Source organism: Vibrio sp. 1402 (assembly GCF_033340275.1).
The window spans coordinates 337,431-355,150 of the sequence record NZ_JAWOWE010000002.1 but is presented as its reverse complement, the minus strand read 5'-3'; the positions used below and the strand labels follow the sequence as shown (position 1 = coordinate 355,150).

The window sequence follows — 17,720 nt, the reverse complement described above, 5'->3', positions numbered from 1 at the left end:
GGTTTTCATTTGTATGCACACGAATTTTACGCAAAAAAAGACCACGCCTTAGCGTGATCCATTTATTCGGCTTACTGTACTTTCTTCAGGTTTTCTACACGAGCTTTTAACTTCTGACCCGGGCGAAAAGTCACTACACGTCGAGCAGTAATTGGAATATCTTCACCAGTTTTCGGGTTACGACCAGGTCGTTCATTCTTGTCACGAAGATCAAAGTTACCAAAACCTGACAGTTTTACCTGTTCGCCACTTTCCAGTGCCTTACGAATCTCTTCAAAGAACACTTCCACCGTTTCCTTGGCGTCCCGCTTACTAAATCCTAATTTATCAAACAGGTTTTCTGCCAGTTCGGCTTTTGTGAGCGCCATAAAACTTTCCTCAAAGCTATGTTAAACAATGCTACGTTAGTGTAGCGCCAGAGCAGTTTTACCCTACCAATTCAACAACATATCGGGGTTACATCAGGAAGTGTATGACAAGCTTATGATTTTCGCCAACTTTTTTCTTGGCGAACAAAAGGAATAGCACTACGTAAATTATTGTTAAACGCCAGAAATTTGATATTTTTGTTTTTGTTTCATCTTTATCAGGAAAAACATCCAGATTATAAAACTAAAAGTAGTTTAAATATCAACATTAAACACTATTTAATAAAAATATCAGATATTGGTTATTTAACAGACACTTGACATAGAACTTGTCGTAAATTCAGTGATTTGTATGTAACTCGATACGTAACAATTAGATTAAAAGGTATGACCACCTGTACTTTGCAACTGTGCTTAGAAAGCTTGATTAAACCCACGCTTCTCGCTGTTTAACGATGACGCCATATATAAAGATTGATAATGTGGAAGTTCGTGTATTTCCTCATTAGCTTCTTACACTGCTTCTAGGCGACCATGATTAATCAAATCATAAATATTCTTTTCCCTGTTTTTGCTCTTGTCGGAGTTGGCTATTTGGTCGGTCGTTACATCAAGCCTGACTTTCGCCCAATAAACCGCATTAATATTGAGGTATTTACGCCAGCACTGGTATTTTCGTCACTCGTTAGCATGCCGCTCGATTCAAATCAGGGGCCGCTTCTTTTGGCGGCAATTGTCGCGGTTTTAATTCCCGCACTACTCATGATCCCGGTATGTCGATGGACGTCACTCTCGTTTAAAACCTGGGCGCCACCACATATGTTTCGCAATAGCGGAAATCTAGCTATTCCTTTGTTTACCTATACGTTTGGAGAAATTGCGCTGTCGTCAGCAGTGCTTTTATTTGTCGTGTCAGCATGCTTGCATATCAGCTTAGGCGTAATGTTGCTTAGTCATGGCAACCCTTTTAAGCAAATAGTCAAGATGCCAATCTTTTTAGCAGCGTCTCTGGCTCTGTTTCTCAACGTGTCAAATGTGGGTGCATGGGCGCCTTTATACGAAGCCACTGCTCTACTTGGGCAAGCGGCCGTACCCGTGATGCTTTTATCTCTGGGGGCACAAATGTGTCATTTACGGTTGGACGGTTTAAAGATTGGTGTGTTGTGTACCGTGCAGTCACTGGCAACTGGTGCTGTCGCTTTTGCACTTATTTATTGGTTAATTCCCCTTCCAACGATGCAATTGCAAATGATGGTGCTCTTCACAATGCTGCCGCCAGCCGTCATGAATTACCTATTTGCGGAAAGACTGAATATAGAACCCATGAAGGTGGCGTCAATGGTACTATTTGGCAACTTTTTCAGCATTCTTACGCTGCCTCTTCTGCTTAGCTATACCCTCTCACTCGCTGCCTAACCGCCAATAAGCTATCGTTAGCGTGTATTAGCTGAAAAACAATACGTTCCTAATCTCGGGTAAGGGCCATCCCTAGTTTGGTCTAGTATTTTAAAATAATGAGGGGTGGTGCGAGCAGTAAGGAACTTGAACAACGATAAGGTAATCCTAAAAATAAAAAACCCTGCCAAACTGGCAGGGTTTTCATTTCTTAAGAAGATACGTTACGCGAGATTAGTCACGCAGAGACGCACCAAACTTCTCAGAAACGTGAGCAACGATAGCGTCAACCGCACCAGCGATATCTGCATCTTCAAGCGTACGCTCAAGTGACTGTAGAGTCAGAGCGATTGCTAGGCTCTTCTTACCATCTTCAACGCCTTTACCTACGTAAACGTCGAACAGTTTCGCATCTTTAAGGAACTCGCCACCTTGCTCTAGACAAGCGTTAACAATGTCACCAGATGCAACAGCTTCATCCACTACTACCGCGATATCACGACGGTTTGAAGGGAATTTAGAAAGTGCTACCGCTTCTGGGATCACTTTGCTGTTAATTGCAGACCATTCGATTTCGAATACGATAGTACGACCATTTAGACCGAACTTACGCTCAAGCTCAGGGTGAACGGTACCGATCACGCCCACTTCTTTGCCATCTACGATGATTGCCGCAGATTGACCTGGGTGAAGTGCTGGGTTAGCTTTTTTGCTTTCAGGTGACAGTGCAGCGAAAGAGTACGCTTTTTCGTTCGCAGATAGCTCTAGAATCGCTTCTAGATCGCCCTTAAGGTCGAAGAAATCAACCGTGTTAGTTTCGATATCCCAATGTTCTTCACCGCGAGTACCAGCAATAACACCTGCAAGCATAGGCTCTTGGCGCATGCCGTTTTCTGCAGTTTCACATGGGATGAAACGTAGGCCGTATTCGAATAGACGAACGCGTGGCTGTTGACGCTTCTGGTTGTGAACAACCGTGTTCAGCAGACCTTGGATAAGACCAAGACGCATTGCTGACATGTCTGCAGAAATTGGGTTTGGAAGCACTAGAGGCTCAACACCAGGTACAACTAGCTTTTGTTGCTCAGGCTCAACGAAGCTGTATGTAATTGCTTCGTGGTAACCACGGTCAACAAGAAGATCACGAACGCGTTTCAGTGGAAGATCCGCTTCAACGTGGTTGTGCATCTTAAGTGCTGCTGCTGGGTGTTGGTTAGGAATGTTGTCATAACCGTAGATACGGCCAACTTCTTCAATCAGGTCTTGCTCGATAGCGATATCGAAACGCCATGTTGGCGCTACTGCCATCCAACCTTCTTCTGAAGCTTCAACAGTCAAACCTAGACGCTCTAGGATTTCTACTACGTCGCTATCTGCAATGTGGTGACCTAGCAGGTTGTCTAGCTTAGTACGACGTAGAGCAACTTTGTTTGGCTTAGGTAGGTCTGCTTCAGACTCTACTGCAACAACAGGTGCTACTTCACCGCCACAGATCTCAACAAGAAGCTGAGTTGCACGCTCCATTGCGCTCACTTGTAGTGCGTAATCCACACCACGCTCGAAACGCATTGAAGAATCAGTGTGAAGACCGTAGCTACGTGCGCGGCCACGGATGTGGTCAGGTGCAAAGAATGCACACTCTAGTAGAACGTCGTTAGTCTCAGTTGTTACACCAGACTCTTCACCACCAAAGATACCTGCGATTGCAAGTGCTTTGTTGTGGTCAGCAACTACTAGTGTATCTGCGTTTAGTTCTGCTTCGTTGCCGTCAAGAAGCGTTAGCTTCTCACCTTGCTCTGCCATACGAACTACGATGCCACCTTCGATCTTCGCTAGATCGAATGCGTGCATTGGTTGGCCTTGCTCTAGAAGAACGTAGTTAGTGATGTCTACTACAGGGTCGATAGAGCGAATACCACAACGACGCAGTTTCTCTTGCATCCATAGTGGCGTTTCAGCTTGAACGTTTACGTTCTTAATAACACGACCTAGGTAACGAGGACACGCAGCTGGCGCTTTCACTTCGATAGACACTTTATCGTCGATTGAAGGGGCAACTGCTTCTACTGATGGCTCAGTCACGTCAGCACGGTTTAGTACGCCAACTTCACGAGCTAGACCACGAATGCTGAAACAGTCAGCGCGGTTTGCTGTTAGATCTACGTCTACTGTTACGTCGTCTAGACCTAGGAATTCACGGAAATCAGTACCGATTACTGCGTCTTCTGCTAGTTCCATGATGCCGTCTGACTCAACGTCGATACCTAGTTCAGTGAACGAACAAAGCATGCCGTGAGATGGCTGGCCACGTAGTTTCGCTTTTTTGATTTTGAAATCACCTGGAAGAACAGCACCAACTGTTGCGACTGCTACTTTCAGACCTTGGCGACAGTTAGGTGCGCCACAAACAATGTCTAGAAGCTCTTCTTCACCCACGTCAACTTTAGTTACGCGCAGTTTGTCTGCATCTGGGTGTTGGCCACATTCAACAACGTGACCGACTTTAACGCCAGTAAAAGAACCAGCAACAGGAAGAACCTCGTCTACCTCTAGGCCGGCCATTGTAATTTGGTGAGTTAGCTCGTCAGTAGTAACCGCAGGGTTTACCCACTCACGAAGCCATGATTCGCTGAATTTCATGTTGATGAACCCTCTGGATTACTTGAACTGTTTTAGGAAACGAAGATCGTTCTCGAAGAACGCACGTAGGTCGTTCACGCCGTAACGAAGCATTGTTAGACGCTCAACACCCATACCGAATGCGAAACCAGAGTATTTTTCAGGATCGATACCTACGCTACGTAGCACGTTCGGGTGAACCATACCGCAGCCTAGTACTTCTAACCATTTACCGTTTTTGCCTTTCACGTCTACTTCAGCTGAAGGCTCAGTGAATGGGAAGTAAGATGGACGGAAACGTACTTCTACTTCTTCTTCGAAGAAGTTACATAGGAAATCGTGCAGGATGCCTTTCAGCTGAGCAAAGTTTACGTCCTCATCAACCAGCATGCCTTCCACTTGGTGGAACATTGGCGTGTGCGTTTGGTCGTAGTCGTTACGGTATACACGGCCTGGTGCGATGAAACGGAATGGTGGTTTACCATTTTCCATCGTACGGATCTGTACGCCTGACGTATGAGTACGAAGCATCAAGTCTGGGTTGAAGAAGAAAGTATCGTGGTCAGTACGCGCTGGGTGATCAGCTGCGATGTTTAGCGCATCGAAGTTGTGGAATGCATCTTCGATCTCTGGGCCAGCCTCGGTGTTAAAACCAAGTTCGCCAAAGAACTTCTCAATACGCTCTACAGTACGAGTTACTGGGTGTAAACCACCGTTTTCAATACGACGACCTGGTAGTGTTACGTCGATTGTTTCTGCTGCTAGTTTCGCTTCAAGCTCAGCACGTTGTAGTGCATCTTTACGAGCTGCGATAGCTTGCTGAACTACGCCTTTCGCTTTATTTATCTCTTGACCAGCTTCACGGCGTTCTTCTGGTGGTAGTTTGCCTAGGCTTTGAAGTTGAGCAGTTAGCTCACCTTTTTTACCCAGATACTGAACACGCACTTCATCAAGTGCGACTAGCGATTCGGCAGCTTCAATTGCAGTGCTCGCGCTAGCAATGATCTCTTCTAGATGTTGCATCGTTTCCTCATCTACCTGTAGGTAGTGTCCATAAGGGAGTGATTGGTTTTTTGATAGCTGTACATAGTAGCCAAACCGGGCACCAATGCCAAATTGAATTACGAAAAGAAGAGGTTATTGAATAAAAAGAGCACAAAAACGTCAAAAATGTCATCTTTAGTTAATCTGCCGTTTAGTTGTGCCCTTTTGTTTTAGAAATAGTATTGAATAGATAGCTCGATAAAATCGTCATCTCTAGCGAAGTAGAGCAAATCATTTGGTGTTTCATTTTTAAACAACCAAGCATCAATTTGCCACTTAACGTGATTCGATATTCGGCTCGATGCTTCTAACTTAGCATTGTAAACATCATCGTTATCTAAATCCTTCGTAATTCCCGTCAATACTTCCGTTCCGTCCTCATCATTGAGCGCCCAACGAATACCTGCAAACACATCATTTTGACCGATAGTTTGTGCGTTGTTCCCACGACTGTCATAGAGGTACTCACCAATAACCCCCACATCCCAAACCGTGTCAAATGCACCGACGAAGGTATACTCAAAGCCCGTCACAAGACCGACATGATTATCAGCACTATCTCGATAAATACTTTCCAGTTTCCATAACCAATCGCCAACGATTCCTTGCACATCCAGACCGACATGACTCATCAGAGCGTAGTAAGGCTTTAATTCTCCGTACTCAAAACGAAAGTAAGGATCCCGGTTTGTTCCATATAAATAGCTCAGGCCTACGTCCCAATCGCCAAGCATTTTCGAATATCGAAAAGCCACATCTACGTGCTTCTCTTCTCTGCTTGATTCATAGATAGCATCATCAGAGACAACGGGGTCGGTTCGCAAGCGGCCATCTGTACCCGCAAACGTTCGTTCCCTAAAGTAAGGTAACAACATTGCGTGGACGGTGCCCCAGTCTTTGAAAGAGGTAAAATGTAACATCGGCTGACCGAGTTTATCTTCACCATCGACGGCTTCAATGGCATCTGTTTGGTTTACTACATCAACTAAATGGGCTGATTCAGTCACTCCCCAAAAGACCTTACTAATCCCAACTCGAAGCTCATAATCATCCCAATAAGTCAGATAAAGTGCCTCTCGTATGTCACCATGACTTCGCTCATCGTCTAGACCATCCAGACGATAGAAAGGTGTGAAAGTAAAGTTTGCATCACCATTTTGCATCTCCCAGTAAAATTCTGGCTGCAAAACCAATGACGTTTGCGCTTTGCTCTGACCCTGAGAGCCCGTTTTAAAAAACTGACGATGCTCAATATTGACTTGTCCTGCGAGCTCGACGGCAGTCAGAGGCATCGAGTAAAAAAAGGCTGCTGCACTAAGCAACAACCCAACATTTAATCGCTTCATTTTTCCTCCACTACCTCACTCGCTTCAACACATTCTTATGAAAGTCATTTTCTTGTAATCCAGTGTTAAAACGCATTTCGCTAGTCGTTAGCTCAGTACTTTTTCCTGTTTGATGGTTTGTCATCGCCATAGTGTGCGCTCGCCAATATTGGTTGAGATATTGCTTGTAATCGGAAAAAGAAAGCGTTTTTAACAAAGAGCCTTTGCGGTCGTAAAACTCAACTTTAAGTGGACGATAATGCGCTTTATCTAACCACACCGTTTGCTTGGTATAACCTGAGTTCTTATCGGTCGGAATTTGCTCTACGACGAAAACATCTTGCCCGTTTATGCTGTCATCTTTTAGGTAGTTGAAACGGTATTTTTCAATCTCAAAGGAACTGAGATCCTCATACGCGAATTCACTGCCCATAAAAGGACCTGATTTGTTACGCGAGGAAATACGTTTCACACGTTTCAGTGCAGGAAGGTAAAGCCATTGGTCATCGGCACCCACCGTATGAGAATGGTTGAGAAACGCCGTGCCTTTTACATCTCTCGGTTCATCAAATATCGTGAGCCCTTTGTCACCATCGCCATCAACTTCAAGTGATTGTAAGCGCATTAAACGTGTGCTGCTTTCTCCTTGCGCGTTTCGCAGAATCATTTGCATCGTAGCAACAGAATCCCCCCACCCTTCATCACGGGCTTTGCGCTCTTGGGCAATTTCTAGTCCTTTGGCTTCATCCGCCAACACCGCATGACTCATAATAAGCGAGACAGAAAGTACTGATACTTTTAAGGCATTTTTTACTAAATTCATGTTCAATCCTTTAATTCGTTATGACTGAGTAACAGTCTTGGTTTGAGAGTCAGTTGATTTAAGCTTATTTCGGCGCTCTACCTCGTCGTAAACGCCTTTGTCAAACAACATCAGTAGAGTCGGTAGAAAGATGAAATCCACAACAAGAGCAATGAAGATAACAATGGCACTCAACTGTCCCATATCGGCATTTAAGCGGAAGCTCGACATCGCCAGAACAGAGAAACCAGCAACAAGCACGACCGTCGTAATCCAAAGCGCGCGCCCCACGGTGCGAAAGGCGTAGCGAACCGCTTGCTCCGCACTGTGGCCATCTTTACGAGCGTGTTGATATTTAGAAAGAAAGTGAACGGCGTCATCGACAACAACACCAAGCGTTAATGTCACAACGACAGACAATCCCAAGTTAATCTCGCCAGAAACCAGCGCCCAAATACCAAAACCAATAAGCGCAGGAGCAATATTCGGGACAAGACTAATTAAGCCAAGCTTGAACGAACGCAAGGCAAAGATCAGTAATGCAGAGATTAAGACAAGAGTAATGGGCAAGGTTGACAGCATGCTGGCCATATTCGTTTCACCAATATGCGCAAACATCAATGAAGGACTAGACGCAACAACATCATATTGAGGCGCGTTTTCGTTAAACCATTGGTAAATGCGATTTTCCAAATCAACAAGCTCGACGCTGCCCAAGTTCTCCACGGTGAGAACCATCTTGATCGACGACTTATCTACATTGATTTGGTTGTTCAAATCTAAACCATACGGTAGTGACATTTCATAAAGCAGCAGATATTGAGCCGCTAATTCTCTGTCTTGAGGGAGCGAGTAATAAGCCTGATCATCTCCATGCATGTTCTTGTTTAGGCGCTTATAAACATCGCTCAAGGTCGCAACATGGTCCGTTTCTGGCTGCAACCTTAGCCAGTCAGTAAATTTACCCACGGAATTGAGAAAATTAGGATCGGCAATGCCCTGCGATTCGTTAGTTTTTATCGCGATACTGATGTTCGCCATGCCACTGATTCGCTCTTCCATAAAATCAGCCGCTCGGCGAAATTCATTGCTATGGCCAAAGTACTCGACGGATTCATCATTGACTTTGTTCAGCGGAATCAAGCTCGCACTCGCGACAATAACAAGCACCGACAACGGCAATAACGCATGTCGCTTTGACACCACGAAATCTCCTAAATGATCCATAAAGTGCTTTCTTTCATCAGAAGTATCCGACTTCACCGTAACCGGAAGGATATTAAGCAAGGCGGGAAGTAACGTGATGGAAAGGAAACAAGCAACCATGACGCCAAGGGCTGATAGGTTGCCGAAATCTCTCAGGATTGGAGAATCCGACATATTCATCATTAAAAAGCCGATCGCGGTGGTAATGGAGGTAATCAAGATAGGCATGAAATTGAGCCCAATACTTCGCTCAATAGAGTGGGCTTTACTAAAGCCGTTTTGCATAGACTGACGCATTGTCGCGATGATGTGTACACAGTCTGCGACGGCAAGCGTCATCACCAAGGTAGGCACATTAACGGTCGCCGTGCTTAAGAACATACCAGCCCATCCTGACAAGCCCATTGTAACCATAACCGAGCCGATAATAACGATGAGTGTCGCGATGACGCTAAGCAATGAGCGCAACATGATGGTCAGAAACACCAATATCACTAGTAACATAGTTGGCACTAATGTTGCGCTATCATCTTGGGCTGCGGTCATAAACGCGTAGTTCATTGCAATAATACCAGCCTTGTGGAATTCCGTGTCTGGGTACACTTGCTGATAACGCTCAATCATTCCGTTTATGTAAGCAACCACCTCTTGTACTTCAGCAGTTTTATCTATTTCAGGGAGTTGGACCGTAATGTTTACGACCGTGACATCTCCTTTTTCAGAAATCAGTGAACTTTTCAAAACCGGCTCACTCAACGCAATACTTTTGACTTTCTCTATTCGTTGAGGTGTCAATTCATATTCGCTATACAGTAAATCTTCGACAAGAAGATCATCTTCAAACGCTTCGGTATGCTGGTAGTTGGCGAGGGAATCAACGCGGGTCGAGTATGGAACTTGCCACGCCTCGTCAGTGATCTGCTGAATAAGAGATAATGTGCTAGGAGTAAAAACAGTGCCGCTCTTTGGCGCTATAACCAAAGCAAGACTGTCAGATTTTGCAAAGGTGGTTTGAATTTCATCAAACGCAAGTAACTGCTCATTTGTTCCATCAAAGAAGATGTCGTAATCTCCTCTAAAGTAAAGATTTTTTCCTCCAATAGTTGCTATGACAATCAATAAAACGGTAGCAAGCATCACCAATACACTGTAATTCGTTGGTAGCTTACCCCACCCTGAACGGGCGTATTGTTGAACGTTGTGATGTGGCATCACACTCTCCTTTTGTGACGTTTCGTCAAATTTAAAAACTAAAAAAACAGCAAATGCTGTAAATAACCAGACAAACTCGACATGCAAACTTTAGATCGAATGAATTTGGCTACATAAGTTAGTTTTTAGTAACTTCCTATGCTTCTCGTGATCATTGGCTGAACGCCAACCTTCGAGATTTAATGACGATTCGTCACAATAGTGCGATAAAAAAGCCAACCATAACGTCAGATTGGCCTTTCCAGTTTATTAGCGATTCACTGACTCTAAATAAGCAAGCTCTTCACTAAATAACTCCTGCTCCACTCGACGCCAGGTTTTACGGTAGTCCCATTCTGTAGATAAAGGCGACCAACCTAAACCATCAAGTAACATATTCGCGTTGTGCAGTACTGAGAATGGGTCTTGAATTCGCTGAATACATCGACTGTTCGATGCATTTTGCGCCAAAGCGTTTGAACCGAATGCAATAGACCAGTTGGCGAATACAATAGCATCAGAACCAATTGCGGGAGAAAACTTAAGATCACCACATTCTACCGCATTGTTCACCAGCGCATCAGCACCATCTATTACTTGTTCTTCCAAGTTATTCAGTTCATTCACACGTTTAGGCGAAGCCTTCTCTAAAACCCAAGGCGTCTTTGCAACAATCGCACAAGTTGATAGTACTGGCTCCATACGAGCGTAAATACGATAACCTACATGCATCGCAATGATTTTTTCTCTGGTATTGCCATTAAATTTGGCGGTACGTTCGAAAAATATTGCTTCGCTTTTCAGCGAATGAATACAAAGCGCAAGAATCACATCTTCTTTGCTGCAAAAATGATTGTAGATCGTCCCTTTAGAATAAGGGCTTGACGCTGTAAGCTTGTCCATCGTTAAGTTGGCAAAGCCTTGCTCTTGAACTAAAGACTTAGCCAATTGAATAAGCTCTATCTCACGATCAGCAATCGCCTGTTGCTTTTTTGTTAGCCCTGAAGACACACGACATCCGTCTTGCTTGCTATATTTTTTACAGCGAAAGTTAAACATAATCCTTTGATCCGTATACCAACACACTCCCAATAATTGTAACACGATTCTTTAATACAGGAACGCAACTAAAGTTGACGAACCGTCATAAATGACACTTCGTCATAATAGATCAAAAAACAAACATTTCAAGTATGAATTTATAATTAGAAGATAAATAGCTACCAATTATGCATACCCAAGTAGCTACAGGATGCTTGGTTCAACGAGAATGGTTTCTTTGTAGAGGAAGCGAGAGAGGCTTTGGGAGGAACAACGAAGGAAATCAGCATGTTAAAAATAACGAAAGTAGATGCTGAACAGGTATTATTCGAAATAAGCCCAACACACTTTAAGTCTGAATTAAGAGCAAACACCGCTGAATGCCCTACTTACAAAGTATTTGCTGTCTTAGGCTTTTTCTTTTGCAACGCCCTTTCAGAAACTCTCTTCAAAAAAGGCTCAAAATCTATATAGATAGGCTTGGCTTATCACCTGCAGCTGCGATGGCATAACGAATATCATCAATAAATCGCCCCTCTGTCTCAATAATGCCGTCAGAGAATGTGACTGGCTGATGTGGCCCAGCAAGTAGAACAATATTAGTAAAATCAGAGACATTAAAGTTCTCTGCTACAACATTTTTGGAATGAAAATCAATGACGGTCTTTGCAACTTGATCTTCCAGTAACAAAAGCTGTTCTTCAGTAATTTTCATACGCGCCAAAGCAACGCGAACACACTTATCGTGGGTAGTCGTCTGCTCTTTTATGATTTCGGTATATTTGTCGTTGAGCTTGGAGTTCTCTGCATAGCTATAATATAAAGGCCCGTGCAGCGTTATATTTTTATCTTCATCAACGTAAACGAGATCCAACAACTCTAATGCTTTTAAGTAATCAGACATGCTCTGCTCAGACAAGTCATACTTTTTCTTTAAAATAGAATAACCGTCTTTACCTCGAAGCATTCTCAATTCACGATAAAAGTCGTAAAGGTGAGGGAATTGAAAGAATACCTCATCCTGCGTACGACTAAAGTAATCCTCGTCTTCACCTTGCAATTGATTTGCGAGCTTTTGTAGTTCATCTAACGTGCAATCAACCGCTCTACAATATTCCAGCAACTTATCTAAAGCGAGATTCGTGCTTGTAAGATGTCTCTTAAAGGTAGATAGTGGCATACCCATTTTCTCAGATAGCTCTCGATATGTTAGCCCTTTTGTTTTAATCGCTTGGCGTAATGCGGCTAGCAAGTATTCGGGAGTCAGATCTCTCATCTACAATTCCTTTTGGCAATGTTACAGCTGTATAGTATTTGTAACAATTTAGAACCGCTTGGCAAGGTATAAGTTCATATTTTTATAAGAAAAACATGAATTAATATACTGAAAAGAGAATTCACACAACAAATGAAAAATTCAATATGAATTCAATTTCATTATAGATATAAAATAATATGCAAAATAAAAGTGAAGCAATTACTCTAAATCATCGTGATTAATTTTAATAGTAACGTAAAGTTGAGAATATAAACCTATTCTCTCTACAAAAATCTAGAATAATTAACCTAAAAGGAACAGAACGGTAAATGCATAATAATTCACCGCTCTCTATTAGCATTTTTGCAATGCTATTCAAGTAGACTAGTCCGCTAGTTTCACTGCAGTACCAAATGCCAAAATTTCCGAAGAACCATCTACGATTGAGCTTGTGGTAAATCGAATCCCTACAATTGCATCGGCACCTTTAGATTCAGCGTCCGCCACCATGCGCTGTATAGCAATATCACGCGCGTCGGTCATCATTTCCGTGTAACCACGAATTTCGCCGCCAACAATGCTCTTGATACCCGCCATGAGGTCACGGCCAATATGCTTTGATTGAACAACATTACCAGTTACAACCCCTCTGATTTCAGAGATCTGCTTGCCAGGAATGCTTTCGGTCGTTGTGTAGATCATTTTTAATCCCTTATAAACGTAAAAATTTATACCCAAGCTACCTTATAACTAACATAAGATGCTAACCAATAAATTGAGAAGACTGATAAACAATACTCTAAATAGCCAAGCTAAAAGTCATTTGGGTATAAATTTTAGCAATAAAAAAGGAGAGCTAATGCTCTCCTTCTCTTAATCCTAAACTGCTAATTAAAGAGCAGCTTTCGCTTTTTCAACTAGAACTGCAAATGCAGCTTTGTCGAATACTGCGATGTCCGCAAGGATCTTACGGTCGATCTCGATAGATGCTTTCTTAAGACCGTTGATGAAACGGCTGTAAGATAGACCATTTTGACGAGATGCCGCATTGATACGTGCAATCCATAGTTGACGGAATTGACGTTTCTTAGCGCGACGGTCACGGTAAGCGTATTGACCAGCTTTAGTAACTGCTTGGAAAGCTACGCGGTAAACGCGTGAACGCGCACCGTAGTAACCTTTAGCTTGTTTTAGAACTTTCTTATGACGTGCACGAGCTTGTACACCACGTTTTACGCGAGGCATTATGCTTCTCCTAAACTAAACGATTGATAACTAAAAAGAATTAAGCGTATGGCAACATACGGATTACTGCAGCCACTTCACATTTTGGAAGGATTGCATTCGGACGTAGTTGACGCTTGTTCTTAGTAGTACGCTTAGTCAGGATGTGACGTTTTGTAGCGTGCTTGTACTTAATACCACCAGCAGTTTTCTTAAAACGCTTAGCAGCACCTTTGTTGGTTTTCATCTTAGGCATGATGAATAACTCCGCATTGAGTAGGTTTAATAAACAACGTAATTAGGGCGAACAAAACCCAGCCATATGCCTTTATATAAAGGAAAGCGGCTAGGTTTTAATTACTTGATGAGCCGTTAATTACTTCTTTTTAGGGGCTAGCACCATGATCATCTGGCGACCTTCAATCTTCTTAGGGAAAGATTCAACTACAGCAATTTCTGCAGTATCTTCCTTAAGACGATTTAGAACGTCAACACCGATGTCTTGGTGTGCCATCTCTCGGCCACGGAAGCGAATTGTTACTTTCACTTTGTTGCCTTCTTCAAGGAAACGCGTCAGGTTGCGTAGTTTTACCTGATAGTCTCCAATATCAGTTCCAGGACGGAATTTTACTTCCTTGATCTGGACCTGCTTTTGCTTCTTCTTCTGCTCTTTAGCAGTTTTGCTCTTCTCGAAGAGGAACTTACCATAGTCCATCACACGACAAACAGGTGGCTCGGCGTTAGGACTGATCTCAACGAGATCCATACCAGCTTCTTCAGCAGCTGCAATGGCTTCTTGAATCGATACAACACCAACTGATTCACCGTCAGCGCCTGTTAGTCGAACTTCACGAATACCACGAATTTCACCGTTGATACGGTGCGGGTTTTGTTTTACCGGCTGTTGGCCACGTCTTCCGCCTTTAATAGCTTATTCCTCCAGATTGAGCTTACGGCTAGAGATCTCGTCTTGGATGTATGCAATAAAATCATCCACTTTAAATTTACCAAGATCTTTACCTTTACGAGTACGCACTGCAATTTCGCCAGCTTCCATTTCTTGGTCACCAACAACAAGCATATACGGTACACGCTTCAAAGTATGTTCGCGGATTTTAAAGCCAATCTTCTCATTTCTCAAGTCCGCTTTAGCTCTAATTCCACTTTTTTGTAGTTTTTGTACTATTTCTTGAACATAACCTGACTGTTTATCAGTAATGTTCATAAGAACTGCTTGTTCTGGCGCCAACCAAGTTGGGAAGAAACCAGCATATTCTTCGATAAGGATACCGATGAAGCGCTCTAGTGAACCTAGAATCGCACGGTGAATCATTACCGGTACAAGACGTTCATTGTTTTCACCTACATAAGTTGCACCTAAGCGACCTGGTAGGTTGAAGTCTAGCTGGACAGTACCACACTGCCACGCACGGTCTAGACAATCGTATAGTGTGAATTCAATCTTAGGACCGTAGAACGCACCCTCGCCTTCTTGAATTTCGTATGGGATATCCATCGATTCAAGAGACTGCTTCAATGCTTCTTCAGATTGATCCCAGATTTCATCTGAACCTACACGTTTCTCTGGACGAGTAGACAGTTTCACTACGATGTTGTCAAAACCAAATGTTTGGTACGTATCGTACACCATCTTGATACAGTTTGTTACTTCTTCTTGAATTTGGCTCTCAGTACAGAAAATGTGAGCGTCATCCTGAGTAAAGCCACGTACACGCATAATACCGTGTAGTGCACCAGATGGTTCGTTACGGTGACATGAGCCAAACTCAGCCATACGTAGCGGTAGGTCGCGGTACGATTTTAGACCTTGGTTGAAGATCTGTACGTGACCTGGACAGTTCATTGGCTTAATCGCGTATTCACGGTTCTCAGAAGAAGTTGTGAACATTGCATCAGCGTATTTGTCCCAGTGCCCAGAGCGTTCCCAAAGAACACGGTCCATCATAAGTGGACCTTTCACTTCTTGGTAACCGTACTCATCTAGCTTAGCGCGGATGAATACTTCTAGATCACGGAAGATAGACCAACCATTGTGATGCCAGAACACCATACCCGGTGCTTCTTGCTGCATGTGGAATAGGTCTAGTTGCTTACCAATCTTACGGTGATCACGCTTTGCCGCTTCTTCTAGGCGAGTTAGGTGCGCTTTCAGTGCTTTCTTGTCGTGGAAAGCCGTACCGTAGATACGTTGAAGCATTTTGTTGTCGCTGTTACCACGCCAGTAAGCACCTGCAACATTCAGCAAAGTGAAGTGTTGACAGAAGCTCATGTTAGGAACGTGAGGACCACGACACATGTCGATGTATTCTTCATGGTGGTAAAGGCCTGGACGATCATCACGAGATACGTTTTCGTCTAGGATTTCCACTTTGTATGGTTCGCCACGTGATTCAAACGTATCACGCGCTTCCTGCCAGCTTACTTTTTTCTTAACCACTTCGTACTTGGTTTTCGCTAGCTCTTTCATACGCTTTTCAATCTTTTCAAGATCTTCTTGCGTTAGAGATTCGTCTAGGTCGATATCGTAGTAGAAGCCATTGTCGATGGTTGGACCGATCGCCATTTTAGCTTGAGGGTAAAGCTGCTTAAGAGCGTGACCAAGAAGGTGAGCACAAGAGTGACGAACGATTTCTAGACCGTCTACTTCATCTTTAACTGTGATGATTTCAAGGCTTGCGTCTTCTTCAATTAGGTCACACGCATCAACGCGGTTACCGTTTACACGACCAGCTATAGTTGCTTTGGCAAGACCGGGACCGATCGATTGCGCAACTTCCATAGTAGATACTGGGTTGTCAAATTGACGCTGACTGCCGTCAGGAAGAGTAATAATAGGCATGCTATGTCCTTTACAGTGGTGTTGCACACCAAGCAACACATGTTATTCAAATTAGAAGCTATTTGTTGAAAATAGTTGAGAGTCAATAAAGGCCTCTCGGTAACACGAATACCGGACCGTTATCGAAAATGGGATTGTACCTAGCTCACATTTAGAATGCAAAGCGCGATTTTGTTTGGTCATAAGAACTTAACCGCAGACCCGTCACGACAAACTGATCATGCTTTTTTAAGAGACCGCATAGCTGGTGAATGGAATTGCCCCTCAATGAACTTACACAACAAATTACAATATCGCCTATTACGTGTGAACCGATACAAAGCCTAACACGCTGGGCGAGTGCTCAACGTGCGATTTAGGTATATAGTTGTTTTATAGAGTAGTTTGTATGTAGGTATTCATCATGGTCTATTTCAAATCGCACTTTATGGTGCTTCTAAGCACCTCGATATGTTCTTTGCAAGCCTTCGCATCAAATGACTTATATGGCCCGCTGCGTTCTTACGCACAATCCCCAATGCAAGTGGTTAGTCACACCAACGTACTGCGTTCAGGACATAGTCTGCCCTATGGTTTTGTCGAAGCTTATGGTTCGGGAACCGTGGCAAGTGTTTGGGCTCATACTGATGAATACGCACTGGATTATTACCACAATCAAATCGAATTAGGCAGCAAATGGCAAGTCAGCAACCGTTGGCAGTGGGAGCTCAACTATCGATGGGTCTTTGCCGCTGACAACCATTTAGATGGACTGACGAAAAGCTTCCATAAACTTTTCGGTATCGGACAAAATGGGCGGGATAAAGTAGACAGAGATCGTTTTTACATTTCAATGCCGCAATATGATGTGCTTGAAGATGATTTCGAAGGACAAACACTGGCCAATAACCTATCTACTTACTTACAGTATCAAGTGTTCCAAAATGAACATCACGGCCTATCGATTGGCGGCAGTTTGTATTTTAACGATGTGGCTCAGGGTACTTTTCAAGGTAGCAGTTTCGAGCAAGGCTTCCAATTAAACTACAGCTACTTAAGTGATGCTCATGCATTTTATTCGATGATTGGCATGACTTTTCGCTCGGATGACCGTGCCTTGCTCGATCTGCCCTATCGACATAATACGATTGCCATTGCGGGTGGGTACCGTTATGCCTTAGAAGATAACCATCACCTGATGTTGGAATATCATTGGTATCAAGGCTCAACAGAAGGGCCCACAGAGTTTGCTGATGCCTCTAATGAACTGGTATTGGGCTATCGATATCTAATGGAAAATTCAGCGCTTGAGTTTTTAGCCGTAGAGAACGCAAGAAACATGGATAACAGTACCGATATCGCTTTCACAATAGGATATCGGTACATATTTTCATCAAGTTGATGAGAG

16 protein-coding genes are annotated in these 17,720 nt (G+C 43.4%); 3 read left to right on the top strand and 13 right to left on the bottom strand.

Features of this window, described 5'->3' with window-relative positions:
* Positions 1-71 precede the first annotated feature (71 nt).
* Positions 72-368: an integration host factor subunit alpha gene (gene ihfA / locus R7044_RS05030; RefSeq protein WP_005377899.1), complete on the bottom strand. Its 297-nt coding sequence runs from the start codon at positions 366-368 to the stop codon at positions 72-74.
* 534 nt (positions 369-902) lie between these two features.
* Here ihfA and R7044_RS05025 point away from each other — a divergent pair.
* A complete protein-coding gene (locus tag R7044_RS05025; RefSeq protein WP_005377901.1) occupies positions 903-1,784 on the top strand; it encodes an AEC family transporter in 882 nt (293 codons plus the stop codon).
* A 213-nt stretch (positions 1,785-1,997) separates the two neighbouring features.
* Here the strand turns inward: R7044_RS05025 and pheT are convergent, their stop codons facing one another.
* From pheT to R7044_RS04995, 6 genes are all read right to left on the bottom strand, one after another.
* Positions 1,998-4,403, bottom strand: coding sequence for a phenylalanine--tRNA ligase subunit beta (gene pheT, locus R7044_RS05020; protein ID WP_225455390.1), 2,406 nt, complete (start codon positions 4,401-4,403; stop codon positions 1,998-2,000).
* 18 nt (positions 4,404-4,421) lie between these two features.
* Entirely contained in the window at positions 4,422-5,405 is a 984-nt protein-coding gene (pheS, locus tag R7044_RS05015) for a phenylalanine--tRNA ligase subunit alpha (protein ID WP_005377904.1), read from the bottom strand.
* A gap of 191 nt (positions 5,406-5,596) precedes the next feature.
* The gene (locus R7044_RS05010) at positions 5,597-6,772 is read right to left on the bottom strand and encodes a hypothetical protein (protein WP_005377906.1); all 1,176 of its coding nucleotides are present in this window, start codon (positions 6,770-6,772) and stop codon (positions 5,597-5,599) included.
* Positions 6,773-6,782: 10 nt separating this feature from the next.
* On the bottom strand, positions 6,783-7,574 hold the full coding sequence (locus R7044_RS05005; RefSeq protein WP_005377908.1) for an outer membrane lipoprotein-sorting protein: 792 nt from the start codon (positions 7,572-7,574) through the stop codon (positions 6,783-6,785).
* 18 nt (positions 7,575-7,592) lie between these two features.
* The gene (locus R7044_RS05000; RefSeq protein WP_225455389.1) at positions 7,593-9,971 is read right to left on the bottom strand and encodes an efflux RND transporter permease subunit; all 2,379 of its coding nucleotides are present in this window, start codon (positions 9,969-9,971) and stop codon (positions 7,593-7,595) included.
* Between the two features lie 249 nt (positions 9,972-10,220).
* Entirely contained in the window at positions 10,221-11,009 is a 789-nt protein-coding gene (locus tag R7044_RS04995; protein WP_005377913.1) for a TetR/AcrR family transcriptional regulator, read from the bottom strand.
* A 270-nt stretch (positions 11,010-11,279) separates the two neighbouring features.
* Here R7044_RS04995 and R7044_RS04990 point away from each other — a divergent pair, with 270 nt between their 5' ends.
* Positions 11,280-11,465, top strand: coding sequence for a hypothetical protein (locus tag R7044_RS04990; RefSeq protein ID WP_031780965.1), 186 nt, complete (start codon positions 11,280-11,282; stop codon positions 11,463-11,465).
* Here R7044_RS04990 and R7044_RS04985 read toward each other — a convergent pair.
* From R7044_RS04985 to thrS, 6 genes are all read right to left on the bottom strand, one after another.
* Positions 11,458-12,267, bottom strand: coding sequence for a helix-turn-helix domain-containing protein (locus R7044_RS04985; RefSeq protein ID WP_005385480.1), 810 nt, complete (start codon positions 12,265-12,267; stop codon positions 11,458-11,460). The two genes, R7044_RS04990 and R7044_RS04985, sit on opposite strands and share 8 nt — an antisense overlap.
* A gap of 366 nt (positions 12,268-12,633) precedes the next feature.
* Positions 12,634-12,951, bottom strand: coding sequence for a heavy metal-binding domain-containing protein (locus R7044_RS04980; protein ID WP_005377919.1), 318 nt, complete (start codon positions 12,949-12,951; stop codon positions 12,634-12,636).
* A 189-nt stretch (positions 12,952-13,140) separates the two neighbouring features.
* Positions 13,141-13,494, bottom strand: coding sequence for a 50S ribosomal protein L20 (gene rplT / locus R7044_RS04975; protein WP_004727974.1), 354 nt, complete (start codon positions 13,492-13,494; stop codon positions 13,141-13,143).
* A 40-nt stretch (positions 13,495-13,534) separates the two neighbouring features.
* Positions 13,535-13,729, bottom strand: a complete 195-nt coding sequence (gene rpmI / locus R7044_RS04970; protein WP_005377932.1) for a 50S ribosomal protein L35 — start codon at positions 13,727-13,729, stop codon at positions 13,535-13,537.
* A 120-nt stretch (positions 13,730-13,849) separates the two neighbouring features.
* Complete coding sequence (gene infC / locus R7044_RS04965; RefSeq protein ID WP_080276913.1) at positions 13,850-14,401, bottom strand: translation initiation factor IF-3; 552 nt, start codon at positions 14,399-14,401, stop codon at positions 13,850-13,852.
* Positions 14,402-14,404: 3 nt separating this feature from the next.
* Positions 14,405-16,333, bottom strand: a complete 1,929-nt coding sequence (thrS, locus tag R7044_RS04960; protein WP_005395892.1) for a threonine--tRNA ligase — start codon at positions 16,331-16,333, stop codon at positions 14,405-14,407.
* A 403-nt stretch (positions 16,334-16,736) separates the two neighbouring features.
* Between thrS and R7044_RS04955 the strand changes: the two genes are divergently transcribed.
* Positions 16,737-17,714: a DUF3187 family protein gene (locus tag R7044_RS04955; protein WP_225455388.1), complete on the top strand. Its 978-nt coding sequence runs from the start codon at positions 16,737-16,739 to the stop codon at positions 17,712-17,714.
* Positions 17,715-17,720 lie beyond the last annotated feature (6 nt).

Excerpts from the sequence above, each read along its gene's own strand:
- ihfA (WP_005377899.1), bottom strand. The coding sequence starts at position 368 with ATGGCGCTCACAAAAGCCGAACTGGCAGAAAACCTGTTTGATAAATTA.
- R7044_RS05025 (WP_005377901.1), top strand. The coding sequence starts at position 903 with ATGATTAATCAAATCATAAATATTCTTTTCCCTGTTTTTGCTCTTGTC.
- pheT (WP_225455390.1), bottom strand. The coding sequence starts at position 4,403 with ATGAAATTCAGCGAATCATGGCTTCGTGAGTGGGTAAACCCTGCGGTT.
- pheS (WP_005377904.1), bottom strand. The coding sequence starts at position 5,405 with ATGCAACATCTAGAAGAGATCATTGCTAGCGCGAGCACTGCAATTGAA.
- R7044_RS05010 (WP_005377906.1), bottom strand. The coding sequence starts at position 6,772 with ATGAAGCGATTAAATGTTGGGTTGTTGCTTAGTGCAGCAGCCTTTTTT.
- R7044_RS05005 (WP_005377908.1), bottom strand. The coding sequence starts at position 7,574 with ATGAATTTAGTAAAAAATGCCTTAAAAGTATCAGTACTTTCTGTCTCG.
- R7044_RS05000 (WP_225455389.1), bottom strand. The coding sequence starts at position 9,971 with ATGCCACATCACAACGTTCAACAATACGCCCGTTCAGGGTGGGGTAAG.
- R7044_RS04995 (WP_005377913.1), bottom strand. The coding sequence starts at position 11,009 with ATGTTTAACTTTCGCTGTAAAAAATATAGCAAGCAAGACGGATGTCGT.
- R7044_RS04990 (WP_031780965.1), top strand. The coding sequence starts at position 11,280 with ATGTTAAAAATAACGAAAGTAGATGCTGAACAGGTATTATTCGAAATA.
- R7044_RS04985 (WP_005385480.1), bottom strand. The coding sequence starts at position 12,267 with ATGAGAGATCTGACTCCCGAATACTTGCTAGCCGCATTACGCCAAGCG.
- R7044_RS04980 (WP_005377919.1), bottom strand. The coding sequence starts at position 12,951 with ATGATCTACACAACGACCGAAAGCATTCCTGGCAAGCAGATCTCTGAA.
- rplT (WP_004727974.1), bottom strand. The coding sequence starts at position 13,494 with ATGCCTCGCGTAAAACGTGGTGTACAAGCTCGTGCACGTCATAAGAAA.
- rpmI (WP_005377932.1), bottom strand. The coding sequence starts at position 13,729 with ATGCCTAAGATGAAAACCAACAAAGGTGCTGCTAAGCGTTTTAAGAAA.
- thrS (WP_005395892.1), bottom strand. The coding sequence starts at position 16,333 with ATGCCTATTATTACTCTTCCTGACGGCAGTCAGCGTCAATTTGACAAC.
- R7044_RS04955 (WP_225455388.1), top strand. The coding sequence starts at position 16,737 with ATGGTCTATTTCAAATCGCACTTTATGGTGCTTCTAAGCACCTCGATA.